The following is a 24,975-nucleotide window of genomic DNA, read 5'->3' as shown; positions in this document are numbered from 1 at the left end:
GGCGCGGGCGGGCCGTGCGCCTCGACGCGCGGGAGGCGGATGCGGAGACCCTGCGGGGCCTCGACGTCGCCGTCGTGGTCGATGCCGCCGGCCCGTTCCAGGGCAGCGCCCCCCGCCTCGCCCGGGCCGCGATCGCGGCGGGCCTGCCCTATCTCGACCTCGCCGACGCCCGCGACTTCGTGGCGGGCTTCCCGGCCCTCGACGCCGCGGCGCGGGCGGCGGGGGTTCCCGCCCTGACGGGGGCGAGTTCGACGCCGGCCCTGTCCAACGCCGCCCTCGACGCGCTCACGCAGGGCTGGCAGGCGGTCGAGAGCCTCCACGTCGCCATCGTCCCGGGCAACCGCGCGCCGCGGGGCCTGTCGGTGATGCGGGCGATCCTGTCCTATGCCGGGCGGCCGGTGCGGGTGTTGCAGGCCGGCGCCTGGGCGGCCCGGCCCGGCTGGGGCCTGCTGGCGCGGATCGGCGTGCCGGGCCTCGGGCGGCGCTGGGCCAGCCTGTGCGAGACGCCCGACCTCGACATCCTGCCGGCGCGGTTTCCCGCCGCGCGCACCGCCCTGTTCCGGGCGGGGCTCGAACTGCCGGTGCTGCATCTCGGCCTGAGCCTCGCCAGCCTGCCGGTGCGGGCGCGCCTCCTCCCCTCCCTCGTCCCGTTCGCGAAGCCCTTCTTCGCCGTCGCGGGCGGGTTCGCCCCCTTCGGCAGCGACCGGGGCGGCATGAGCGTCGAGGCGCGGGGGCGCGACGGGCAGGGGCGGCCGATCCGTGCGGTCTGGAGCCTCGTGGCGGAGGCCGGGGACGGGCCGTTCGTCCCGACCCTGCCGGCGCTCGCGGCGATCCGCCGCCTCACCGATCCCGCGGCGGAGCCGGTCCCGCCCGGCGCCCGCGCCTGCGTCGGGCTCCTCTCCCTCGCGGCGATCGAGGCCGAGATGGCCCGTCACGCCATCCGCACCCGGCGCGCGGTGACCCATGCCCCGCCGCTGGTCGAGCGGGCGCTCGGCCCGGATTTCGCCCGGATGCCGGCGGCGGTCCGCGCCCTGCACGGGAGCGTCGGCGACGCCGCCTTCCGCGGCCGGGCCGAGGTGATCCGGGGGCAAAACCCCCTCGCCGCGGCGGTCGCTGCCCTGTTCCGCCTGCCGGCCCAAAGCGCCGGGACGCCCGTGCGGGTGACGCTGTCGCCCCAGGACGGCCCGGTTCCCTCCGAGACCTGGACGCGATGCTTCGGGGACCGCCGCTTCGCCAGCCGGATGAGCCTCGCGGGGCCGGAGGGGCGCGGCCTCCTGCGCGAGCGCTTCGGCCCGTTCTCCATGGATCTCGCGGTCCGGGCCCATCCGGACGGGCTCGACATGACGGTGACCGGCTGGCGGCTCGGCCCCCTGCCTCTGCCGCGCGTCCTGCGCCCGACGACGCAGGCCCGCGAGCGGGTCGATGGGCAGGGCCGGTTCCGCTTCGACGTGGCCCTGTTCGTGCCCGTCGCCGGCCTGCTGGTGCATTACCGGGGCTGGCTCGTCCCCGAGGAAGAGAGAACCCCATGACCGACAGGCTGACCGACAGGCTGACCGCCGAGGCGGTGATCGACGCGCTGGGGCTCGCGCCCCACCCGGAGGGCGGGCATTACCGCGAGACGTTTCGCGATCCGCGGACGATCGAGGGCCGCTCGGCCGGGACCGCGATCTACTACCTGCTGGGCCTGGGCGAGACCTCGGCCTGGCACCGGGTGGATGCCGCCGAGATCTGGCACTGGCATGCGGGCGCGCCGCTCGTCATCACGGTCAGCCCGAACGGCCACGACGCCGCGGCGCAGCATCTCGGGCCGGATCTCCTGCGCGGCCAGCGCCCGCAATGCGTGGTGCCGGCCGGTCACTGGCAGACGGCGACCAGCCTCGGCGCCTGGACGCTCGTCGGCTGCACCGTCTCCCCGGGCTTCGCGTTCTCAGGCTTCGAAATGGCGCCGCCGGACTGGCGCCCGACGCCCCGGCGCTGACCGGCGCCCGACCAAGCCGCGGGGCCCCGCGAGGACGAGGCCTCGTCGCGGGGGATCAGAGCGTCACGAGAAGCTTCCCGAACACCTGACGGGATTCGAGCCGCTCCAGCCCCTCGGCGAAGTCGGCCAGCGGCAGCACCGTGTCGATGACCGGCGTGAGGCCGGTGGCCATCTTGTCGAGGCTCTCGCGAATATTGGCCATGCGGCAGCCGAACGAGCCGGTGATGCGGTATTGCTGCTGGAACAGCTGCATCAGGTTCATCTGCACGGACACGCCCGAGGTCGAGCCGCAGGTGACGAGCCGCCCGCCGCGCTTCAGGCAGAGCAGCGAGCCGTTCCAGGTCTCCGCCCCGACATGCTCGAACACCACGTCCACACCCTTGCGCTTGGTCAGCCGGCGCACCTCGCCCTCGAAGCGCTCCTCGCGGTAATTGATGACGTGATCGGCGCCGAGCGCCTTCGCCTTCTCGCCCTTCCGGTCGTCGCCGACCGTGGCGTAGACGGTGCAGCCGATGGCCTTCGCCATCTTGATCGCCGCCGTGCCGATGCCGGAGCCGCCGGCATGGACGAGGATCGACTCGCCGGGCTCCAGCCGCGCGTTGTCGAACAGCATGTGCTGGACGGTGCCGAAGGCGATGCCGGCGCAGGCCGCCTGCACGGGCTCGACGTTCGGCGGCACGGTCACGACGAGCCGGGCCGGCAGGTTCACGGTGTCCCGGGCGAACCCGTCGAGATGGAAGCCCATGACCCCGGAGACGTCCTCGCAGAGGTTGTCGCGGCCCTCGCGGCAGGCGCGGCAGGTCCCGCAGGTCAGGGCGCCGTAGGGCACGACCATGTCGCCGACGGCGAGCCCCTCGACCCCCTCGCCCAGGGCGACGAGCACCCCCGCGGCCTCGGCCCCCACGGTCAGCGGGAGCTTGCGCTTGGCGAAGGCCATGCCGCGAAACCCCCACACGTCGATGAAGTTGAGCCCCACGGCCCGGATCCGGATCTGGACCTCGCCGGGGCCCGGTGCGGGCGGCGGCGCGACCTCGACCAGGCGCAGGTCGCGGTCGCCGAACAATTGGAGGGCTTGCATCGATCGATCTCGTCGGCGTCGGGCCTGGCGCCGCCGGCACGGCTCGCGGCGACCGGACGGCTTATCGGTCGAAACCGGTCCCGGCTCAATCCGGCCCGTCGATGCGGCGCGGGTTTCGCGCCCGGGGGGCGCCCTGCCCCGTGGCGGCCTGCCTCGCCCCGTTGTCCGTCCTCAAGGCCGCGGCCCCCGAAAGTCGGCGTCCACCCCATCACTGTTGTGGGCCCGTTCCGTGAAGCCCCGAGGCGTCCTGCGAAGGTCTCGTGTGCGGCACGACCCGGGAGACCGGAACGGTGTCGGGGGGCTCCGTGTCGGAGGCTCGTGGTAACGGGCTCTTGACCCGGATGGGAGAAATGTTGCGATCCTGCGGATCGTCGTGGGTGCGAATGGGTCGCGGCCGGCCGGACTCCCGCCGGCGTGAAGAGAGAACGCATGAAGGTCTGGCCGGACGGTCCGGGTGCGATGGCCGAGCGGATCCGCAGGCACGATTGGGCCGCGACGCCGCTGGGGCCGAGCGCGGACTGGCCGCAGAGCCTCCGGACGATGGTCGATCTCATGCTCGGTGCGCCCGCCAGCGCCGGGCTCGCCTGGGGCCCGGCGCTCTGCGTCCTGTTCAACGACCAGATGGCCGCGAACATGGGAGCCGACGCCGAAGCGGCCCTCGGCCGATCGGTCCATGCGATCTGGCCGCGGGAGCAGGCGGACGAGATCGCGGCCTCGGTCCTGGCGGGCCAGGCTCGCTACACGACCGACCTCTACTGGGATCTGCCGCACCGGGCGCATCGGGCCGAGCGGCCGTTCGGATGGTTCACCTCGAGCTGGACGCCGGTCCGGGACGAGACCGGCGCCGTCGCCGGTTCCTATTTCGCCTCTTTCGAGACGACGGACCGCGTTCTCGCGGAGCGGGCGCAGCGCGCGCGGCAGAGGCAGCAGGCCTTCCTCCTCACGCTCTCCGACGCCCTGCGCCTCCTCCCGGATCCCGCCGCCATCCAGAGGGAGGGCTGCCGCCTCCTCGGCGATCACCTGATCACGAGCCACACCTACTATGTCGAGGTCAGCCGGGCCGACGACCGCATCAGCATCGCGTATGACCACGTCCGCGACGACCTTCCCTCCTTCGCCGGCGTCACCTTCTCCGGCAGCTGCCCCATGGGCGGCTTCCCGACGGTCGCCGCCTTCTACCGGGAGGGCCGCCCGATCGCCGTGCCGGACCTGCGCAGCTCGGAGCTGTTCCCGGAACCGGAGCGCGCCGCGCTCGCCTCCGTCGGGGCCATCGCCTGGCTCTCGGTGCCCCTCATCAAGCGGGGCGAGCCCGTCGGGGCGCTCAGCGTCGTGCGCAGCGAGCCCTGCCCCTGGTCCGAGGAGGAGGTCGCCCTCGTCGCCGAGACCGGCGAGCGGATCTGGGCCGCGATCGAGCGGGCGCGGGCGGAGCAGGCGGCCCGCGAGGCCGACGCGCGGCTGCGCACCATGGCCAACGCCGCGCCGGTGCTGATCTGGGACGCGGACGCGAACGGGACGGTCTTTGCCAACGACCATTACCTCGCGTTCTTCGGCGCGGACCTCGATCGCTTCGCCGACCACGGCTGGACGCAGTTCCTGCACCCCGACGATGCCGAGGACTACACCACGGCCTACCACGCGGCCTTCGCCCAGCGCCGCCCGTTCACCCACGAGGTCCGGGCCCGCCGCTTCGACGGGCAATATCGCTGGCTGAGCAGCGCGGGCCAGCCGTTCGGGACGGACCGCTATGTCGGCGTCTCCATCGACGTCACCGAGCGCCGCCTCGCCGAGGAGCGGCTGCGGCGCAACAACGCCGTCCTCCAGGCGATCAACCGCATCTTCAGCGCGACCCTCGGCGCCGCCTCCGAGGAGGACCTCGCCGGCATCGCCCTGGAGGTCGCCCGGGACCTCACCGACAGCGCCTTCGGCCTCATGGGCGAGATCGACCCGCGCACCGGCCATCTCGATGTCACCGCCGTGGCCGGTTTGGGCGGAGAGGGCGTGCGGGAGGACGGGATCCCCCTCGGACGCGCGATCCAGGGCCTGTACGGGCCGGTGCTGCGGGACGGTTACGGCCTCATCACCAACGAGCCCGCGCCCGGTCCGGCGCTCGCCGGCATGCCCCTCGGCCATCCGCCGCCGACGGCCTTCCTCGGCGTCCCGCTGCGGCAGGGCGGGACCATCGCCGGCCTGATCGGCCTCGCCAACCGTCCCGGCGGCTACCGGCCCGAGGATCTGGAGGTGGCCGAGGCCCTCGCTCCCGCCATCCGGCACGCCCTCCTGAGCAAGCGCGCCGAGGCGGGCCTGCGCGAGAGCGAGACCCGCTTCCGCCAGTTCGCCCAGGCCTCCTCGGACATCCTCTGGATCACGGATGCCGAGACCTTCGCGCCGGAATTCGCGAGCCCCGCCCTGCAGGCGATCTACGGCCTCGCCCCGGAGGAGATCCTGGGCGATGCCCGGCTCTGGGCCGCCCATGTCGTGCCCGAGGACCGGGCGGCGACCTTCGCCGAGATGGAGCGGGTGCGCGGCGGCGAGGCGAGGGTCTACGAGTTCCGCATCCTGCGGCCCTCCGACGGCGCCTTCCGCTGGATCCGCAACCACGGCTTCCCGCTCTTCGACGAGGAGGGGGAGGTGCGGCGCATCGGCGGCATCTCCAGCGACGTCACCGAGGCGCGCCAGGCCGAGCGGCACCAGCGGGTGCTCCTGGCGGAGCTGCAGCACCGGGTGCGCAACATCATGGCGCTCATCCGCTCCATCGTGATGCGCACGGGCGAGCGGGCGGAGAGCGTCGACGACTATGCGGGCCTCGTCGGCGGCCGCCTCCTGACCCTCGCCCGCGTCCAGAGCCGCCTGACCCGGGCGCCCCATGCCGGGGTGACGATCACCGCCATCCTGCGCGACGAGATCGGCGCCCAGGCCGAGCGCGAGGACCAGTACGACCTGGAGGGCGCCGAGATCGCGCTGTCGCCCAAGGCCGCCGAGGTCTTGACCCTCGCGGTGCACGAACTCGCCACCAACGCCGTGAAGCACGGGGCGCTCGCGAGCGCCCGGGGCCGCGTCTGCGTGCGCTGGCGCAGCATCGAGCGCGGGGGCGAATCCTGGCTGAGCTTCCTCTGGATCGAGAGCGGCGGCCCGGAGCCGCCGCTGCCGACCCGGGCCGCGCCGCGGCGGCGGGGCTTCGGCAGCGAGCTGATCGAGGGGATGCTCCCCTACGAGCTGGGCGGGCAGGGGCGGATCGAGCTGGCGCCGGGCGGGGCCCGCTGCCACCTCGAATTCCCGCTCAAGGACGGCGCCAGCATCCTCGAGACCAACGCGCCCCCGCGGACCAGCGTGTTCGGCGGCGTGCTCGACCTGGGCGGCGCGAACGACCTGACCGGACAGCGCATCCTCGTCGCCGAGGACGACTTCTACCTCGCCTGCGATGTCGCCCGGGCGCTCAAGGGCGCGGGCGCCGCGGTGCTCGGCCCCTGCGCCAGCGAGGCGGCGGCGCTGCAGCTACTGGCGGCGGAGGCGCCGACGGGCGCCGTGGTCGACATCAACCTGGGCGGCGTCCCCTCCTTCGCCCTCGCCCGGGCCCTGTCCAAGGACGGCCTCCCCTACCTGTTCGTCACGGGCTACGACGCGGAGGCGATCCCGCCCGACGTCGCGGACGTGCCGCGGCTGGAGAAGCCGGTGGAACTGCGCCGGGTGGTGCGCGCCATCGCCCACCTGCTGCAGGCGGCGGACACGGTCAGTCCGGCGTGAGGTAGCGCCGCCGGGCCCAGCCGAGGGTGCGGCCGAACTTCACCCGGCACCATGTCAGGCCGCTCGGGGTGTCGCTGGTGCAGCCGAAGCCGAGCACGCGGCGCCCGACCGGGATCTGGCCCAGGGCCGGCGCGCCTGCGTCCGGCGCCTCGCGGATCGTCAGGCTGTCGTCGCGGGGCAGGCCCTCCACCCGGAACGGGTCGGCGGCCCACGCGGTCCCGCCCGCGGCGAGCAGGAGGCCGAGGGCGGCGGCGGATCGGAGCGGACGCGGTGTCATCGGAGGGCATCGGTCCGGAAGCGGGGCGCCGGCCCTTCGCGGCGCCGGCGGGGGAGGCGGGACAACCGTCAGCGGTGGATGCCCATCATCGCGGTGAGGCCGCCATCGACGGGCAGGACCGCTCCGGTGATATAGGCCCCGCCCCCGCCGATCAGGAAGGCCACGAGCGCGGCGACCTCCTCCGGTGCGGCGAAGCGCCCGAGGGGGATCTGGCGCTCGATGCCCGCCCGATGGCTGGCATAGGGGGCCATCATCTCGGTGTCGATGAAGCCCGGGGCGACGACGTTGACGGTCACGCCGCGCTTGGCCGACTCGATCGCCAGGGTGCGGCAATAGGCGATCAGAGCGCCCTTGGTCGCCGCGTAGGCCGCGTTGCCGGCATTGGCCTGGAGCGCGGCCACCGAGCCCACCGCGACGATGCGCCCGGCCCGTGCCCGGATCATGCCCCGCACCAGCGCCTTGGCGATCCGGGTGAGCGACCAGAAATTGACCTGCATCGCCTCCTCGGCCCGCGCGCGGTCGAGCATCGCCGCGAGGGCGTCCGCCGACTGGCCGGCATTGTGGACGTAGCCGTAGAACGACGCCCCCTCCGCCCCCTCGCAGAAGGCCTCGACGGCGTCGCGGTCGGCGAGATCGAGGGCATGGGCGGTGAACGCGCCGTCGGGATGCGCCTGCGCCAGTTCGGCCGCGAGGGCCTCCGCGCGTCCCGCGGACGAGCGGTAGGTGAAGGTCACGTCGTGGCCCGCCGCCGCCAGCGCCCGCACGGTGGCCGCGCCGAGCCCGGAGGCGCCGCCGACGACGAGGACGGATGTCCGCGATCCGGTCGCTGTCGCGCTCATGCCGGCTCATCCCCGAGCACGAGGCAGGTGTTCTGCCCGCCGAAGCCGAAGGAATTCGACAGCACCCGCGACACCCGCGCGTCGCGGGCGGTCGCCACCACGTCGAGCAGCAGGGCCGGGTCGGGCACCGCGTAGTTGATGGTGGGCGGGATGCGCCCGTGCCGGATCGTCAGCAGCGAGACCGCCGCCTCGATCGCCCCCGCCGCCGTCAGGGTGTGGCCGATCATCGACTTGTTGGAGGAGATCGGCAGCCGGCCGGCGCGCTCGCCGAACACCGCCGAGACGCCGAGCGCCTCCATCTTGTCGTTCTCCGGCGTCGAGGTGCCATGGGCGTTGACGTGGTCGATGGCGTCGGGCTCGATCCCGGCATCGGCGAGCGCGGCGCGCATCGCCGCGATGACCGGCGCCCCGTCCGGGCTCGAGCGGGTGCGGTGGAAGCCGTCGCCCTTCTCGCCGCAGCCGAGGACGTAGCCGAGGATCGGAGCGCCCCGCGCCCGGGCGGATTCGGCGCTCTCGAGGACCAGCGCCGCGGCACCCTCGCCCATGACGAAGCCGTCGCGGTTCTTCGAGAAGGGCTTGGAGGCCGCCTCGGGCGGGTCGTTCTGAGTCGAGAGGGCCGAGAGCAGCGAGAAGCGGATCAGCGATTCCGGGTTCACCGAGCCGTCGGTGCCGATGCAGAGCGCCGCCGCCATCTCGCCCCGGCGGATCGCCTCGGCGCCGAGCTGGATCGCGGTGGCGCCCGACGAGCAGGCCGTCGAGAGCGAGATCGGCGAGCCCCGGGTGCCGAAGCGGTCGGCCAGCCGGTCGGCGACGGTGCCGAAGATGAACAGGTCGTGCCACGCGTCGAAGCGCCGGCTCGCCGCCGCCTGCTGCAGGCCCGCATAGGTGATCGCGCCGTCCCCGCCCGCCGCCTGCGCCAGCGCCTCGCGCTGGGGCCATTCCATCTCGACCGGGGGCACCGCGACGAACAGCGCGCCGGGAAAGCCCGCGGCGCCGGTTCCCGCGCTGATCCCTGCTTGGGCCACCGCCTCCTCGGCGGCGACCGCGGCGAACCGCTCCGACAGGAGCGGGGCCACCAGCGGGTTGGTGTCGAGGAAGTCGACGGTGCCGGCGATGCGGGTGCGCAGCCCCTCCGTCGGGAAGCGGGTGATGGCCCGGATGCCCGAGCGGCCGGCGGTGAGGGCGGCCCAGTTCTCCGCCGCGCCGCGGCCGAGGGAGGTGACGATGCCGAGGCCGGTCACGGCGACGAGCGGGCGACCCTGGGCATCATGGGTGGACGAGGAGCGGGGTTCTGCCATCGCGGTCTTCCATCACCGTTTCACAGGGCCTGCATCCGCCGTCTGCGGCCCTCGAGACCGGTCCCGGATCTCGGATCCAGACCGCTCCCCCTGGTTCTTGCGCCGCATCGAGCTGGGTCCGAGAGCCGGCGTTCCCCTCTCGGGCCGAGGCCCTAGGCCGCCCCCACACGAATCACGCCCTCGCCGCGGCGGTGGCCGACCGAGGTGATCGCGACCTCCCGCGCCGTGCCGGCCGCGCACAACGCCGCCGCGAGCGCCGTCCCGAACGGGGCGGCGGTCTCCATCGGGTGGCCGACGAGATCGCCCGTCGCCCGGATGTCCGCCCCGGGCAAAGCCGCCTGGATGCCGGCGCGCTCCTCGGCGGCCAGGTCGGCGAGACCCGTCGCGCCGGAGAGCACCAGGTCGGGCCGCTCCAGCCCCACCTCGCCGATCAGCCGCGTCAGGCTCGCGGCGACGCTGCCAGGCGCGCGCGCGACCCTGTCATTGGCCACCGGCATCAGCCGGGCGAAGGCGCGGGCCCCCCGGGCGCGGGCATGCTCGGCCGCCTCCAGCACGAGGAAGGCCGCGGCGCTGCCGAGCACGAAGCCGCCCAGGCTCCCGGGAGGGCCTCCCTGAGGATCCGCGTGATGTTCGTCTTGCCCCCGCTCGAAGACCGGGCGGTAGGCGGGCTTCAGGAGGAAGCCGCCCATCTCGTGGACGACCATGACGTCCGGCCGCTCGGCGTTGTAGGAGGAGCCGACCAGGATCGTGTCGATCTGCCCCGAGGTGATCCGGGCATGGCCGATCCGCAGGGCGTCGACCCCGCTCGATTCCTCGCCCATGAAGGTGCGCGAGGCGCCGGTCACGCCGTGGACGATGCTGATATTGCCCGCCAGCAGGTTCGAGAGCTGGGCCAGGAACAGGGTCGGGCGCAGGTCGTTCAGGAGTCGCTCGTTGAGGAAGGCGCCGGGCTCGGCCGCTCCCCGCAGGCCGGACAGGATCGCCCCGTCGACCGCGTAGTCGCGCTCGCCCCCGCCCGCGGCCACGATGAGCTGCAGCGCGGCCTTGAACCCGGCGTCGTCCTTCACTCCCGCGGAATCGAGGGCGAGGCCGGCGGCGTAGACGCCGAGCCGCTGCCACGGCTCCATCTGCCGCTGGTCCGATTTCTTCGGAATCTGCGTGTCGAGGGCGAGCGGGGCGACCGGGTGGACCGGGTAGGGCGCGAAGGTGGTCGCATCCGTCCGCGGCGTCTCGGCGGAGGCGAAGGCCGCGAGATGCGCCGCGATCCCCTCGCCCGCGCAGGAGACGAGGCCGATGCCGGTGACGACGACGTCGCGGGCCATCATGCGGCGGAGCCTTCGAGAAGGCCGATCCGGCGGGCGCGCTCGCGGATCAGCGACTCCATGGTGGCGGGGAACGGCATGGTGCGGAAGCGCAATTCCGCGTCGCACAGCGCCTTGCCCTCGTGGCGGATCGCGGCCTTCGTCACCGCGTAGCCGGACCCGTCATGCACCAGGGTCGCCTCGATCTCGAGGGCCGCGCCCGGGCCGACGAAGGAGCGGAAGCGGGCCTTGTCGACGGCCATGAGGAACGGCATCTGCGCGAAGTCCAGATGGGCGAGCACGAGATAGCCGGAGGCCTGCGCCATGGTCTCCGTCAGGAGCACGCCGGGCACCAGCGGATGGCCGGGAAAATGCCCCTCGAAGACCGGGCTCGCCTCGGGCACGAGCGCCCGCGCCTCGATGCGGCCGGCGGCGCGGTCGAGCCGCACCACGGAATCGATCATCTCGAAATATTCGAGCCGCATGGCGGGGCTCCCGCCGTCAGGCCTTGGCGGCCTTCTCGGCCACGAGGGTGTCGATGCGGGCGCAGAGATTCTTCAGGACGAAGTACTCCTCGGCCGGGACCTTGCCCTCGTTGACCTCCTGGGTCCACCGCTCGAGCGGCAGCTTGATCCCGAACGCCTTGTCGACCGCGAAGGCAATGTCGAGGAAGGCCAGCGAATCGATGCCGAGGTCATCGATGGCGTGGCTCTCCGGGGTGATCTTGTCGCGCGGGATGTCCGCCGTCTCGGCGATGATGTCCGCGACGCGGTCGAAGGTGGGGGTCTCGTTCGACATAGAGGCTGGCCGCTTTCTCGTTCTCGTGTCCGGCGTCGCCGACCCCTCGCGCGGCACGCCCCCCATGGCGCCCGAGCCGGTCAGCGGCATCCGCTTCGCCGCCGGTTCCCGATGGCGCTCTGGCAAAAGGATCGCGACCCCTTACACGAAGCGGTGGAGAGCCGGCAACCTCGACCGCGGCACCGGGATGACGGGCCTTCGTGGGACGGGAACGACCCCGCGCCGTATCGGCTCGCGCCGCCGGTTTCCCGGGCCCGCCGGGGGAGGGGGATCACGCCTCCGGGACGTTGCGCTCCAGCTCGGCGAGCCAGGCCCGGGCGCTGGCGTCGGAGGGCGCGCGCCAGTCGCCCCGGGGCGAGAGGCCGCCACCCGCCGAGACCTTCGGGCCGTTGGGGAGCGCCGAGCGCTTGAACTGGCTGAAGCGGAAGAAGCGGTCGAGGAACACGCCGAGCCAACGCCGGATCTCGGGCAGGCCGTAGGCGACGCGCTTGGCCTCGGGGAAGTCCGGCGGCCAGTCGCCGGCGCTCGCGTCGCCCCAGGCGTGCAAGGCGAGAAAGGCGATCTTCGAGGGCGGGAAGCCGTGGCGGAGGGTGAACCACAGGGAGAAATCCTGGAGGGCGTAGGGGCCGATCCGGGCCTCCGTACTCTGCGGCCCCTCCCCCTCCGCGGCCGGCACCAGCTCGGGCGAGATCTCGGTGTCGAGCACGGCCCGCAGGGTCCGGTTCTCCTCCTCCCCCAGTTGCCCGGAGGCGATCACCCAGCGGATCAGGTGCTGGATCAGGGTCTTGGGCACGCCCGCATTGACGCCGTAATGGCTCATCTGGTCGCCGACGCCGTAGGTCGACCAGCCGAGCGCCAGCTCCGAGAGGTCGCCCGTGCCGATCACGATGCCGCCGTGGTGGTTGGCGAGCCGGAACAGGTAGTCGGTGCGCAGGCCCGCCTGCACGTTCTCGAAGGTGACGTCGTAGACCGCCTCCCCCCGTCCGAACGGGTGGTCCATGTCGGCGAGCATCTGCCGGGCGGCCGGGCGGATGTCGATCTCCGCGAAGGTCGTGCCGAGCGCCCGCATCAGCGCGTGGGCGTTGGTCTTGGTCTCGTCCGAGGTGGCGAAGCCCGGCAGGGTGTAGGCCAGGATGTCCGTCCGCGGCAGGCCGAGGCGATCGAAGGCCTTGGCGACGACGATCAGGGCGTGGGTCGAATCGAGGCCGCCCGAGACGCCGATCACCGCCCGCTTCGTGCCCGTCGCCGCGAGCCTCTGGGCGAGGCCGGCGACCTGGATGCTGTAGGCCTCGTAGCAATCCTGGGCGAGGCGGGCCGGGTCGGAGGGCACGAAGGGGAAGCGCTCGACGCGCCGCCGCAGGCCCAGATCGGTCGCGGGCGGATCGAGCCGGAACGACACCGTCCGCACGGCCCCTACCCCGCGCCCTACCCCGCGCGCCCGGGCGTTGTCGTCGAAGCTGCCGGCCTGGAGGCGCTCCTGGACGAGCCGGTCGAGGTCGATGTCGGCCAGCGTCACGACGGGGCCTTCGGGGAAGCGCGGCCCCTCGGCCAGCCGCACGCCGTTCTCGTCGATGCTGGTCTGCCCGTCCCAGGACAGGTCGGTGGTCGACTCGCCGGTGCCGGCGGCCGCGTAGACGTAGGCGCACAGGCCCCGCATCGAGGCGGCCCGGGTCAGGAGTTCGCGCGAATCGGCCCGGCCGACGGTGATCGGGCTGCCCGAGGGGTTGGCGATCACCGTCGCGCCCGCCAGCGCCGCCTCCATGCCCGGCGTCTGCGGCACCCACAGGTCCTCGCAGACCTCGATCGCGAGGCGAAAGGCCGGCAGGTCCTCGGCCTGGAAGATCAGGTCGGTGCCGAAGGGCGCGTCCCGCCCCGCGACCCGGACGGTCTCGCCGGTCAGCCCGGCGCCGGAGGCGAAGTGACGCTTCTCGTAGAACTCCCGGTAGTTCGGCAGGTAGCTCTTCGGCACCGCCCCGAGCAGGCGCCCGCCCTGGATCGCGACGGCGCAGTTGTAGAGCCGGTTGCGCCAGCGCAGGGGGGCGCCGACGACGAGCAGGGGGGTGAGCCCGGCGCTGTCCCCGACGATCCGGGCAAGGCCCGCCTCGACGGCGTCGAGCAGGGTAGCCTGCAGGAGCAGGTCCTCGATCGCGTAGGAGGAGACGCACAGCTCCGGGAACACCGCGAGCGCGGCGCCGGCCGCGTGAGCCTCCCGGGCGAGCCCCACAATGTCCTCCGCATTGGCCGCCGGGTCGCCCGGATGGCTGCGCCCGGTGCAGGCGGCCACCCGGGCGAAGCCGTGCCGGTAGAGGGAGCGGAAGGTCTCGGGGCTGTTGCTCTTCACCGGTCTCTCGACGCTCGCCCTGTGCCCCTGCCCGCAGGGGCGGGAAGGCGTGTGGAATCCGTGCCTTGGAGGCGGACCTTGATGCGGATTCTGCGCGCCCGGCCGGGTGCGCAGAAACACCTCCCAAGGGCCCAACCGGCCAGGAGGATATCCGGTTCGCGCGCTCCCCGCACCGTCGGTTGCGGGACGGTGCGGCGAGGACCGGGGCAAGCGTTCGTTAACGACGATCCGCCTAACTGGGGAGGAACCGCTCCAGGGGGAGCCGGACCTTGTTTCGAGTCATCTCACAGATCATGCGCGCATCGGGACGGCCTCCGAACTCCCATCGTGATCCGTCGCGGCCGAGCCGCGCCGGCGATCGTCTCGACCTCGCGGCCGGCGGCCTCGCCAGCCGTCTGATGAACCTGCGCGCCAACCTTGCCCGGCGCATCGCGGGCGCGCCGCCCGCCCCGCCGCGGGCCTTGCCCCGCACCCTGCCCCATCCGGCCCTGCCCTCCTCCTTCGATGCCGCTTCGGCGGGGCCGGAGGGCTTCGAGGCAGGGGCGATGCCGAGCTGGCTCGTGCCGCCGGGCGCGATGCTCGGCCGCCCTGGTCCGGGCCTGCCCGCCGCCCCGGCCTGGGCGGCCCAGGAGACCCCATTGGCTCACTTGTCCCAAGAGACCCGACTGACCCAAGAGACCCGGCTCGCTCAAGAGACCCAGCTGGCTCAAGAGAGCCAAGCGGCGCAGGACCCGGAGGAGGGGCTGTTCGAGATGCCCGTTCCGGCCCGCCCCTCCGCGTCCCAGCCCCTGTACGGGGAGCCGGCCTTCGAGAGCCGCATCGATGCCCGCGCCTCCAGCCCCGGCCTCCTGGTGCGCACGCCCCGCCGTCCCGCCGCGATCGCGCCGGAGGCGCCGTCGCACTTCGCCCAGGCCCTGCCCTATGCCCTGCCCTACGCCTCCTCGTCCCAGGGGGCGACGCAGGCCGCCGCCGAGGCCGCGGTGCGCTTCACCCGCACGCCCGATCCGGTTCTGATCGAGCGCCGCCGCCGGGCATTGGAGGCCGAGCGCGAGGCGCAGGCCCGCGCCCAGGCCCTGCTCGACGCGCAGATCGCCGCCCAGGCCGCGGCGGAAGCCGCCGCGCTGGAGGCGGAGCGGGCGCGCATCGCCGCCGTCGAGGCAGCCGCGCGCGAGGCCTCGGAGGCCAGCGCCCGCGCCGAGGAATCCGCCCGGGCCCTGGCCGCCCCGGAGGTCGAGGCCCTGCCGAGCTGGCGCCGCCCCTTCGTGCCGCCGCCGGGCGTGCGCTTTTTCCGCAGCCCCGACCGCAGGCCCAAGCCGGTCTCTGAGCCGGTCTCTGAGCCGGTGACGGACGCCGTCCGCGACGCCGCGCCGGCCCCGGTCGAATCCGCCGCCTCCATCTTCGCCGAGGCCGTCCCCTTCATCCCGCCGGTCCCGGCCGAGCCGTCCGACTGGTCGGACGTGCCAGACTGGTCGTCGCTGCATGGCTGGTTCGGCCATGGTGAGTCGCAGCCTGTCGAGGCGCTGCCCACCGAGATGCTGCCCGTCGAAACCCAACTCGTCGAAACCCAACTCGTCGAGGCTCCGGGCGTCGAGGCTCGGATCGTGGGGCCGGCCGACCCGGCTCCGGTGGCCGAGGCGCCGGCGGCCCAGCTCGCGCCGGTCGCGGCCCGTCCCGCCTTCGCGCCGGCCCCGCGTCGCACGGTCCACGCCATGGCGGCCCGCGCCGCGATCTTCCCGGCGCATCCCTCGGAGATCTGGTCCGCCCAGCTGTTCGAGCCGTTCGACGCGCTCGCGGTCCCGGCCTCCGTGCCGGCGGCGTCCTCGCCCATGCCGGCCCCCTCCCCTGCTCCGCTGGCCGGGGTCCCGCAGGGGTGGTCGGCGCAGATCTCGGGCCCGGAGGTCTTTTCATCGCAGGTCTTGTCCTCGCAGGCCGAGGCAAGGCTGGCCGCCGCCCCGTCGACGGCCCAGCCCCTGACGATCCCGGCGCGCCCGGTCCTGCTGCGCAGCAAGGCCGCGCCGTCCTCGGAGGAGATCGAGGCCGCCGAGACGGTGTTCGCGATGCCCGTCGCCGAGGCGGTGCCCGAGCCCGTGTACGCGGAGCCCGTCGCCGTGCCGGTGGCCGAGTCGGAGAATCGTCCCCGCGCCATCCTGCCCGAGCGCCCGGCCCTGATCCCGGCCGGCCGCCATCTGGAGATGACCTTCGTCGGCAATGCCGACTACGAACTGCCGTCGCTGGAGCTGCTCGCCGAGCCGCCGCTGCCCGACGGCGAGGAGGTCGATGCGGACGAGCTCGAGCAGAACGCCCTCAACCTCCAGCAGACCGTGCAGGATTTCGGCGTGCGCGGGGACATCCTCGCCGTGCGCCCGGGGCCCGTCGTCACCCTCTACGAGCTGGAGCCCGCGCCCGGCACCAAGTCGAGCCGCGTGATCGGCCTGTCGGACGACATCGCCCGCTCGATGTCCGCCGTCTCCGCCCGCGTTGCCGTCGTGCCCGGCCGCAACGTCATCGGCATCGAGCTGCCGAACCCGGTGCGCGAGACCGTGTATCTGCGCGAGCTCCTGGCCTCGGTCGACTTCGTCGAGACCAAGCACAAGCTCGCCTTGTGCCTCGGCAAGAACATCGGCGGCGAGCCGATCATCGCCGACCTCGCCCGGATGCCGCATCTCCTCGTCGCCGGCACCACCGGCTCGGGCAAGTCGGTCGCCATCAACACCATGATCCTCAGCTTGCTCTACCGGCTGAAGCCAGAGGAGTGCCGCCTCATCATGGTCGATCCCAAGATGCTGGAACTGTCGGTCTACGACGGCATCCCGCACCTGCTCTCCCCCGTCGTCATCGACCCGAAGAAAGCGGTCATCGCCCTCAAATGGGCCGTGCGCGAGATGGAGGAGCGCTACAAGAAGATGTCGAAGATCAGCGTGCGCAACATCGACGGGTACAATGCCCGGATGAAGGAGGCGCGCGAGCGGGGCGAGACCATCACCCGCACGGTCCAGACCGGCTTCGACCGCACCACCGGCGAGGCGGTGTTCGAGGAGCAGGCGATGGACCTCTCCGCCCTCCCCTTCATCGTGATCGTGGTCGACGAGATGGCCGATCTGATGATGGTGGCCGGCAAGGACATCGAGGGCGCGATCCAGCGGCTGGCCCAGATGGCGCGGGCGGCGGGCATCCACCTGATCATGGCGACGCAGCGCCCCTCGGTCGACGTCATCACCGGCACGATCAAGGCGAACTTCCCGACCCGGATCTCCTTCCAGGTGACGAGCAAGATCGACAGCCGCACGATCCTGGGGGAGATGGGCGCGGAGCAGCTGCTGGGTCAGGGCGACATGCTGTTCATGGCCGGCGGCGGGCGCACCACCCGCGTGCACGGCCCGTTCTGCTCGGACAGCGAGGTCGAGACGGTGGTGGCGCATCTGAAGCGCCAGGGCCGGCCCTCCTATCTCGAGGCCGTCACCGCCGACGACGGCTCGTCCGAGCCGCCGGAAAAGCCCGCCAAGGGCGCGAAGGCGGCGGCCAAGGCCGAGAAGGACGATTTCGCCGAGGTCGAGGAGGCCGACGCCCCGGTCTTCGACATCGGCGCCTTCGCGGCGGTCGCGGGCGCGGAGGGCGGCGAGCTCTACGAGCAGGCCATCGCCGTGGTCCTGCGCGACCGCAAGGCCTCGACCTCCTACATCCAGCGCCGCCTGCAGATCGGCTACAACCGCGCCGCCTCGATCATGGAGCGGATGGAGATCGAGGGCATCGTCGGCCCCGCCAACCATGCGGGCAAGCGCGAGATCCTGGTCGAGGGCCTCGCCGGGGCTCCGGCCGGCGGCTACGACGACGAGTGAGAGCGAGAACCCGGCCCCCGTCGCATATTCGCCACAGGGGCCGGCTCTATCGAGACCCATGCCTGCCGGACGGTTCGCGCCCCGCGCCCTGTCCGCCCGTCCGGCCCTCGCGCCGGGCTTCACGCGCGCACCCCTGGGAGATGCCCACACGATGACTGGCCGACGCCTCCGCCCCGCCGCCGGTCCGCTGCTCGTGGTCGCCGCGCTGATGCTCCAGCCGCTGCCGGCGAGCGCCCAGGTCTCCTCGTTCCTCGACGGCCTGTTCGGCCGCAAGGAGGAGCCCCCTGCCCCCCCCGCCGCGCCCGAGCCTGAGCCCGCCCCCGTGGCCCCGGCCAAAAAGGCGGAGAAGCCGGCGAAACCCGGGAAGGAGAAGGCGGCGAACGCCGACAAGCCGGCGGAGAAGACCGGGAGCATCAAGGCCGCCAAGACGCCCGCCGGGACCCCGGCCGCGACGTCCGCGGCGGCGCCCGCCGGCACCCGCGTCGCGGCGGTCGGCGCGCCGAACCTCGCGGCCTCGCTCCAGGACGCCGATCCGGCCCAGATCGTGGCCGGGGCCAACGCCTATTTCAACAGCTTCCAGACCCTGACCGGCGGGTTCGTCCAGATCGGCGCCGACGGCCGGCGGATCGCCGGCAAGCTCTCGCTGGTCAAGCCCGGGCGCCTGCGCTTCGAGTACGACCAGCCCTCCCCGCTCGAAGTGGTGGCCGACGGGACCTCGGTGGCGGTGCGCGACCGCAAGCTCGGCACCCAGGACCTGTACTTCATCTCGCAGACGCCGCTGAAATTCCTGCTGCGCGAGAAGATGGATCTGGCCCGCGACCTCACGGTCACGGACGTCACCAACGATCCGGGCGGCGTGCGCATCGCCCTTGAGGACCGCTCGACGCTGGGCGGCACCTCGAAGATTCAGCTCTACTTCGATGGCGAGATGAAGACCCTGTCGCAGTGGCGGATCACCGATCCGCAGGGTTACCTCACCACCGTGCAGCTCTCCAATCTGCAGAAGGGCAAGTCCGTCGACCCGGCCCAATTCTTCATCAATTACGGCCGCGCCGAGGACAAGGCGATCCAGCGTCAGCTTCAGAGCCAGAATCCCTGACTCCCGGTCCGGGATGGGGCTCCAGGATCGTGCGCCGCATCGGTGTTTGCCGGAGAGCCATGCCCGATCACGTTGAACCGTGGGCACGGCCCTCCGTCTTTGTTTTGTCGCGCGCTCTCAAGCCGAACCGGTGTCCACTTCGGCGGAGAGCGCTCCAACCTGTGAGAGTCGTGCGGTAAGTATACATAGGTTATCGGCTCAGACTCGATCGCAAAGATGTGGGATAACCCGGCTCTCATCTTCCGATCCTGGCGTTGCGATGCGGGATTTAAGAGGCCGTTGAGACATTGGCCGCTCAATGAGGCTGCCGTCGCAGGGGCGGCTTCTCTGGGACGCTGCCCGGCCGCATGACCGCTCTCTCCGTCGCCCCGCGCGCTGCCGCAGACCTGCTCGCGGCGGCCCTGTCCGAGATGCCCGCGCCGCTCCTCCTGATCGATGCAGGCGGCACGGTGACCTTCGCCAATCTGCGCGCGGCGGCGATGCTGCCCGGCACCCGGCCGGTCGGCCTCACCCTCCCCGATCTGCTGGCCGCCTACGGCGCCGCGGAGGCGCCGGATCCGGGTGTGTTGGAGGCGGCCGTGCGCACCACGAGTCCCGCGCAGACCCGCCTCACCCTCGCCGACGGACGCCTCCTCGACACGGTGCTCGTGCCCCTCTCGACCGGCGGCTTCGCGCTGAGCTTCGAGGACGTGACGGAACTCGCCCGCGGCGCGGCCCTCGCCCTCCAGGAGCCGCTCACCGGCCTGTGCAACCGCATTGGCCTGCACGAACGCCTCGACGCGGCGCTCGCCGAGTCGGCCCGCACCGGCACGCCCCTGGCGGTGCTGATGCTCGACCTCGACCGGTTCAAGGCGATCAACGACACCCTCGGCCATCCGGTGGGCGACGCGCTCCTGTGCAAGGTGGCCGAGCGCCTGCGCCGGGCCGTGCGCAAGGACGACGTCGTCGCGCGCCTCGGCGGCGACGAGTTCGCGATTCTCCAGGCCGGCGCGGCGCAGCCCCAGGCCGCCGTGGCCCTGGCCGCCCGCCTCGTCGACCTCGTCGGGCGCACCTACGTCATCGACGGTCACATGCTCAATGTCGGCCTCAGCGTCGGCGTCGCGCTGGCGCCCGCCGACGGCGCGAGCGCCGACGACCTCCTGAAACACGCCGACCTCGCGCTCTACCGGGCCAAGGCCGAGGGCCGGGCCACCTACCGCTTCTTCGAGCCGGCGATGAACGCGCAGATGCAGGCGCGCCGCAGCCTGGAGGTCGATCTGCGCCGGGCGCTCGCCCTGAAGCAGTTCGCCCTCGTCTTCCAGCCCCAGTTCCAGATCGAGACCGGGCAGGTCGTCGGCTTCGAGGCGCTGCTGCGCTGGAACCATCCCGAGCGCGGCCCGGTCTCGCCGGCCCTGTTCATTCCGCTCGCCGAGGAGATCGGCGTGATCGTCGCCATCGGCGAATGGGCCCTGCGCACCGCCTGCCGCGAAGCCGCCTCCTGGCCGCAGCCCGCCTCCATCGCGGTCAACCTCTCCCCCGTGCAGTTCCGTGGCGGCAAGCTCGTCGAGACGGTGACCCATGTGCTGGCCCAGACCGGCCTCGATCCGACACGGCTGGAACTGGAGATCACGGAGGGGGCGCTGCTCGACAACACCGACAGCGTGATCGCCGTGCTGAACGGCCTGCGGCGGCTGGGCGTCCGGATCTCGATGGACGATTTCGGCACCGGCTACTCGTCCCTGAGCTACCTGCAGAAATTCCCCTTCGACAAGATCAAGATCGACCAGTCCTTCGTGCGCGGCATGGCGGGCAACGCCGAATGCGGCGCGATCGTGCGGGCCATCGCCCGGCTCGGAGCGAGCCTCGGCATGCGCACCACGGCGGAGGGGGTCGAGACCTCGGACCAGCTCGCCGCCGTCCGCGCCGAGGGCTGCACCGAGGTCCAGGGCTATCTCACCGGGCGGCCGATGCCGGGGATCGAGGCCGCCGCCCTGCTGGGGCCCGCCGCCGCCGAGGCCCCGGCGGTGCCCTTCGCCGCCCACGCCGCCTGATCCTGGAGCCGCGCCATGAGCCACCTTTCCCCGCCGCAGGACGCGTCGACCCCGGACCTGCGCCGCCTCGTCTATTACAGCCGCAACCGGATCGGCGGGGCCGAGGCCCTGGACCGCACGGTCCGCGCCATCCTGGCGACGAGCCGGGTCAACAACGCCCGGGTCGGCGTCACCGGCGCCCTGATGTTCAACGCCGGCTGCTTTGCCCAGGTGCTGGAAGGCCCGGGCGCGGCGGTCGAGAGCACCTTCGAGCGCATCCAGCAGGACGAGCGCCACGGGGAGGTGTCGCTGCTCGCCTTCGAGCGGGTGGAGGCGCGCCTCTTCACCGACTGGTCGATGGCCTATGTCGGCGCCTCGCCCGCCGAGGCGGCCCGCTACCGCGACCTCGCGGGCGAGGGCGGCCTCGACCTCTCCCGGATGTCGGGGGACCGGCTCTGCGCCCTGCTGCACGGCCTCGCCCTGGGGGAGGAGGCCGCCGCGGCCTGACGGTTCCCGGCCGGGGCGGAGTGCGGTATCGGAACCCTCTCGCCCGCCACGCTCCGCAAGGCCGTCCGTTGCGCCTCACCGTCACCACCTGGAACATCAACTCGGTGCGGCTGCGCATCGAGTCCGTCCTGCGCTTCCTGCGGGAGGCAAAGCCCGACGTGCTCTGTCTCCAGGAGACGAAGTGCCCGGACGAGCTGTTCCCGCTCAGGGCGTTCGAGGGCTCAGGGTACGAGCACTGCGTCTTCGCCGGGCAGAAGGGCTATAACGGCGTCGCGATCCTCTCGCGCTTTCCCCTGCTGACCCGGGAGGTCATGAGCTTCTGCGAGCGCCCGGACGCGCGCCACGTCTCGGCGGTGCTCGGGCGCGAGGCGGGTCCGGCGGCGGGGATCGTGCTGCACGATTTCTACGTGCCGGCGGGCGGCGACGTGCCCCATCGCGACCTCAACCCGAAATTCGCGCACAAGCTCGATTTCCTCCAGGAGCTGCGCGCCTGGGGCGGGCGCCGCGTCGCCGGTCCCGCGATCCTGGTGGGCGACCTCAACGTCGCGCCGCTGGAGCACGACGTGTGGTCCCACAAGCAGCTCCTCGACGTGGTGAGCCACACCCCCGTCGAGACCGAGGCGCTGGAGACCTTGCGCGGCGAGGCCGGCTGGATCGACGCCGCCCGGTTCCTGACCCCGGAGCCCGAAAAGATCTACACGTGGTGGAGCTATCGCTCGCCGGACTGGGCGGCGGCCAACAAGGGGCGGCGCCTCGACCATGCCTGGGTCTCGCCGGACCTCGCTGGCACCGTGCGCACGGTCGCGGTGTTCCGCGAGGCCCGCGGCTGGGACAAGCCCTCCGATCACGTGCCCGTCACGCTCGGCCTCGAATTGTAGGGAACGCGGCGCGGCCCGGATCGGCCCATCGCGGCCTGTGCGCCGAGGCACGATCGGCAGAGGCCGGCCCGCGGCGATCGGCGCGGGTGCGGAACGGGGAGGCCCCCTCCGGCATTGGACCGTCAACCGAACCATCCAGACGGAGACCCAAGCCCCCATGCGTGGCATCCTGCGCCAGATCCTCGTCGTGTTCCTGCTGCCCAAGGCCATCGCCTGGGTGCGCCGCCGCTACGGCGGTGGCCGCCATGCCGGCCCGCATCACCGCTCCTACTGATCGCCCTTAACGCAAGGCCCCCTCCGGCCCGGATCCCCCGATCCGGGCCGCTTTTCATGGCGCGTCCGGGCCTTGCCTGAGCCCGGTCAGTCCCGAACCCGGGCCCGCCCGTAGCCGAACCAGAGGGCGAGGCCGAGGGCCAACCAGGCGCCGAGCCGGAGCCAGGTGTCGCCCGGCAGGCCCGCCATCAGGACGAGGCAGGCGAGGATGCCGAGGCCCGGCACGATCGGGCCGCCCGGCACCCGGAAGGGGCGCGGGCGTTCCGGCTCGGTCCGGCGCAGGATCAGCACGAAGGCGCAGACCAGCACGAAGGCGAACAGCGTGCCGATGCTGACGAGTTCGCCGAGCACCCGCAGCGGCACCAGGGCGGCGACGCCGGCCGTGACGAAGCCGATGGCGAGCTGGCTCACCCAGGGGGTGCGCCGGGTCGGGTGCACGATCCCGAACAGGTCCGGCAGCATCCGGTCGCGGGCCATGGCGTAGAAGATCCGCGCCTGCCCGTAGAGGGCGGTGAGGGTCGCGGTGGTGAGCCCGAGCAGCGCCCCGACCTTGATCGCCAGCGCGAAGCCGGTCAGCCCGACGGCGTCGACGGCCTTGGCGATCGGATCGGCCACGGCGAGGTCCCGATAGGGCACGAGCCCGGTCAGCACCCCCGCCACCGCGATGTAGAGCGCGCTCGTGACGAGGAGCGCGCCGATCAGCCCGACCGGTGCGTCCCGCTGCGGATCGCGGGTCTCGCCGACCGCCGTGGCGATGGTCTCGAAGCCGACATAGGCGAAGAACACCACGCCCGCCCCGCGCAGCACGCCGCTCCAGCCGAAGGCGCCGAACGTCCCCTCGTTCGGCGGCACCAGCGGCGACCACAGTTCCGGCCGCAGATGGGCCGCACCGACGAGGACGAAGGCCAGGATGATCGCGACCTTGAGCGCGACGAGCGCCGCGTTGACCCGGGCCGCGCCGCGGTTGCCCGCGATCAGGAGCGCGGTCAGCGCCAGCACGACCGCGCCGGCCGGCAGGTTGACGACCCCGCCCTCCCCCGGCGCCGCGGCGAGGGCCTGCGGCAGGTGTAGGCCGAAATCCGCCATCAGGCTCTGGGCGTAGCCCGACCAGCCGACCGCCACCGTCGCGGCGGCGAACGCGAATTCGAGCACGAGGTCCCAGCCGACGATCCAGGCGGGCAGCGCGCCGAGGGTCACGCGGGCATAGGAATAGGTCGAGCCCGCCACCGGGATCATCGCGGCGAGTTCCGCGTAGCACAGGCCGACGAGCCCGCTCGCGATCCCGCCGAGGACGAAGGACAGCATCAGCCCCGGCCCGGCGTAATGGGCGGCGGCCGTGCCGGTCAGCACGAAGATCCCGGCCCCGATCGTCGCGCCGATGCCGATGCAGACGAGGCCGAAGGCCGAGAGGGTCCTGGCCAGGGCCGGCCCGTCGCGGGCCTCGGAGGCCAGGAGGTCCGCGATCCGTCTTCGGGCAAGCGGGGGGGAATCGGCCATGGCTCTCGTCATAGACGGCGCGTCGCGGGCCCGACAGGGTGCAGATCCTGTGCCGAGGGCCCGTCCCGCGCCCGCCTCCGGGCCGACGCTCAGCCCGGCCGGGCCGCGCTGGCCAGCGGCAGCGTGATCCGGGCGCAGAGGCCGCCGCCGGGGCGGTTCTCCAGGGTGAGGCGCCCGCCATGGCCCTCGACGATGGCGAGCACGATCGACAGGCCGAGGCCGAAGCCGGTGGCCGTGTCGAGGTTGCGGGCGCGGTCGCCGCGCACGAAGGGCTGGAGCATGGCGTGGCGCTCGGCCTCCGGGATGCCGGGGCCGTCGTCGAGCACCTCCACGGCGACGCCGGGGGGGCGCCCCTGCCCCGCCGGGCCCATGACGAGGCGGGCGCCCCCGGCATATTTCACCGCGTTGTCGACGAGGTTGGTGATCGCCCGCTGGAGGTCGTCCGGGCGGCCCCGCACCAGGACGTGGCGGCTGCGCTCCAGGCTCACCGCGGCGCCGATGTCGGAAAACCCGTCGCAGACCGTCTGCACCACGGAGGCGAGGTCCATGAGGGTGGACGCGGCCTCGCCGGGCGCGCCCTGCCCGTCCCGCACGTAGGACAGGGCGGATTCGACGAGGCTGTTCATCTGGTCGAGGTCGCGCAGGGTCGCCTCGCGGGCGCGCTCGTCCTCGACGAACTCCGCCCGCAGCCGCAGGCGGGTGATCGGCGTGCGCAGGTCGTGGCTGATCGCCGCGAGCATCTGGGTGCGGTCGTCGAGGAGGCGCAGGACCCGGGCCCGCATCCGGTCCAGGGCACGGGCCAGCGCCAGCACCTCCTCCGGGCCGCGCCGGGGCAGGGGCGGCGGCTCCTCCGCCGTGCCGAAGGCCTCCGCGGCGGCGGCGAGCCCGGCCAGCGGCGCGGTGAGCGCCCGCGTCGCCCAGAACGAGAGCAAAGTGAGGCTGAGTCCGAGGAAGACCAGAGTGAAGACGATGGCGCCTTCCTTGGGCAGGCGTGGATGGTCGTCGGGCAGCACGGCCCGCAGGCGGGCGCCCTCGGGGGTGGTGAGCCCGACCTGGAGCGGATCGCCGTCCCGGCGGCTCGGCGCGAGGTCGGCGACCGCAAGGCCGCGCTCGCGTCCGAACCCGTCCCGCAGGCGCTCCACTAGGGGATGGCGCTCGATGGCCTCCGCCCCGGCGCGGGCGGGCGGGACCGTGCCGTCCCAGGGGGCGACCCGCAGGGTCGGCG

At 73.2% G+C, this 24,975-nt stretch carries 18 protein-coding genes; 8 read left to right on the top strand and 10 right to left on the bottom strand.

Translation table 11 applies throughout. The features are described 5' to 3' along the window. Positions 1–1,529: SDR family oxidoreductase (locus LW587_RS20355; RefSeq protein ID WP_232631412.1), on the top strand; the 1,529-nt coding region annotated here is incomplete at its 5' end. After that, a complete protein-coding gene (locus LW587_RS20350) occupies positions 1,526–1,978 on the top strand; it encodes a cupin domain-containing protein (protein ID WP_232631411.1) in 453 nt (150 codons plus the stop codon). The genes LW587_RS20355 and LW587_RS20350, both read left to right, overlap by 4 nt. Positions 1,979–2,033: 55 nt before the next feature. Here LW587_RS20350 and LW587_RS20345 read toward each other — a convergent pair whose 3' ends face one another. Next, a complete protein-coding gene (locus LW587_RS20345; protein ID WP_232631410.1) occupies positions 2,034–3,056 on the bottom strand; it encodes a zinc-binding dehydrogenase in 1,023 nt (340 codons plus the stop codon). Positions 3,057–3,485: 429 nt separating this feature from the next. Here LW587_RS20345 and LW587_RS20340 point away from each other — a divergent pair, with 429 nt between their 5' ends. Further along, positions 3,486–6,797 carry a PAS domain-containing protein gene (locus tag LW587_RS20340; protein WP_232631409.1) on the top strand — a complete coding sequence of 1,104 codons (3,312 nt, stop codon included), beginning with the start codon at positions 3,486–3,488 and terminating at the stop codon, positions 6,795–6,797. Here the strand turns inward: LW587_RS20340 and LW587_RS20335 are convergent. The 7 genes from LW587_RS20335 to LW587_RS20305 all read right to left on the bottom strand — a co-directional run bounded on the left by LW587_RS20335 (position 6,784) and on the right by LW587_RS20305 (position 13,651). Further along, on the bottom strand, positions 6,784–7,074 hold the full coding sequence (locus LW587_RS20335) for an SH3 domain-containing protein (protein ID WP_232631408.1): 291 nt from the start codon (positions 7,072–7,074) through the stop codon (positions 6,784–6,786). The genes LW587_RS20340 and LW587_RS20335 overlap by 14 nt on opposite strands. Before the next feature lie 68 nt (positions 7,075–7,142). Continuing rightward, on the bottom strand, positions 7,143–7,913 hold the full coding sequence (locus LW587_RS20330) for an SDR family NAD(P)-dependent oxidoreductase (protein ID WP_232631407.1): 771 nt from the start codon (positions 7,911–7,913) through the stop codon (positions 7,143–7,145). Beyond that, a complete protein-coding gene (locus tag LW587_RS20325) occupies positions 7,910–9,211 on the bottom strand; it encodes a beta-ketoacyl-ACP synthase (RefSeq protein ID WP_232631406.1) in 1,302 nt (433 codons plus the stop codon). The genes LW587_RS20330 and LW587_RS20325 overlap by 4 nt, the downstream gene beginning before the upstream one ends. 152 nt (positions 9,212–9,363) lie before the next feature. Further along, entirely contained in the window at positions 9,364–10,533 is a 1,170-nt protein-coding gene (locus tag LW587_RS20320) for a beta-ketoacyl-ACP synthase (protein ID WP_232631414.1), read from the bottom strand. Next, on the bottom strand, positions 10,533–10,997 hold the full coding sequence (locus LW587_RS20315; RefSeq protein ID WP_232631405.1) for a 3-hydroxyacyl-ACP dehydratase FabZ family protein: 465 nt from the start codon (positions 10,995–10,997) through the stop codon (positions 10,533–10,535). Before LW587_RS20315 ends, LW587_RS20320 begins: the two co-directional genes overlap by 1 nt. A gap of 16 nt (positions 10,998–11,013) precedes the next feature. Next, complete coding sequence (locus LW587_RS20310) at positions 11,014–11,310, bottom strand: acyl carrier protein (protein WP_232631404.1); 297 nt, start codon at positions 11,308–11,310, stop codon at positions 11,014–11,016. Positions 11,311–11,581: 271 nt separating this feature from the next. Further along, entirely contained in the window at positions 11,582–13,651 is a 2,070-nt protein-coding gene (locus LW587_RS20305) for an NAD(+) synthase (RefSeq protein WP_232631403.1), read from the bottom strand. A 398-nt stretch (positions 13,652–14,049) separates the two neighbouring features. Here LW587_RS20305 and LW587_RS20300 point away from each other — a divergent pair, with 398 nt between their 5' ends. The 5 genes from LW587_RS20300 (at position 14,050) to xth (ending at position 21,980) form a co-directional block, all read left to right on the top strand. Next, the gene (locus LW587_RS20300) at positions 14,050–17,487 is read left to right on the top strand and encodes a DNA translocase FtsK (protein ID WP_232631413.1); all 3,438 of its coding nucleotides are present in this window, start codon (positions 14,050–14,052) and stop codon (positions 17,485–17,487) included. A 151-nt stretch (positions 17,488–17,638) separates the two neighbouring features. Continuing rightward, on the top strand, positions 17,639–18,586 hold the full coding sequence (locus tag LW587_RS20295) for a LolA family protein (protein WP_232631402.1): 948 nt from the start codon (positions 17,639–17,641) through the stop codon (positions 18,584–18,586). A 347-nt stretch (positions 18,587–18,933) separates the two neighbouring features. Next, positions 18,934–20,616: a putative bifunctional diguanylate cyclase/phosphodiesterase gene (locus LW587_RS20290; protein ID WP_232631401.1), complete on the top strand. Its 1,683-nt coding sequence runs from the start codon at positions 18,934–18,936 to the stop codon at positions 20,614–20,616. 15 nt (positions 20,617–20,631) lie between these two features. Beyond that, entirely contained in the window at positions 20,632–21,102 is a 471-nt protein-coding gene (locus tag LW587_RS20285) for a BLUF domain-containing protein (protein WP_232631400.1), read from the top strand. A 68-nt stretch (positions 21,103–21,170) separates the two neighbouring features. Beyond that, positions 21,171–21,980 (top strand): exodeoxyribonuclease III, encoded by an 810-nt coding sequence (gene xth, locus LW587_RS20280; protein WP_232631399.1) that lies wholly within the window; start codon positions 21,171–21,173, stop codon positions 21,978–21,980. Positions 21,981–22,340: 360 nt separating this feature from the next. Here xth and LW587_RS20275 read toward each other — a convergent pair whose 3' ends face one another. Next, positions 22,341–23,750 carry an amino acid permease gene (locus LW587_RS20275; RefSeq protein WP_232631398.1) on the bottom strand — a complete coding sequence of 470 codons (1,410 nt, stop codon included), beginning with the start codon at positions 23,748–23,750 and terminating at the stop codon, positions 22,341–22,343. An 89-nt stretch (positions 23,751–23,839) separates the two neighbouring features. Beyond that, positions 23,840–24,975 (bottom strand): ATP-binding protein (locus LW587_RS20270; RefSeq protein WP_232631397.1); only part of this gene is annotated, 1,136 nt, incomplete at its 5' end.

This window comes from Methylobacterium sp. Leaf118 (genome assembly GCF_920984675.1).
Classification (GTDB): domain Bacteria; phylum Pseudomonadota; class Alphaproteobacteria; order Rhizobiales; family Beijerinckiaceae; genus Methylobacterium.
This window is presented reverse-complemented; position numbering and strand designations above follow the sequence as displayed.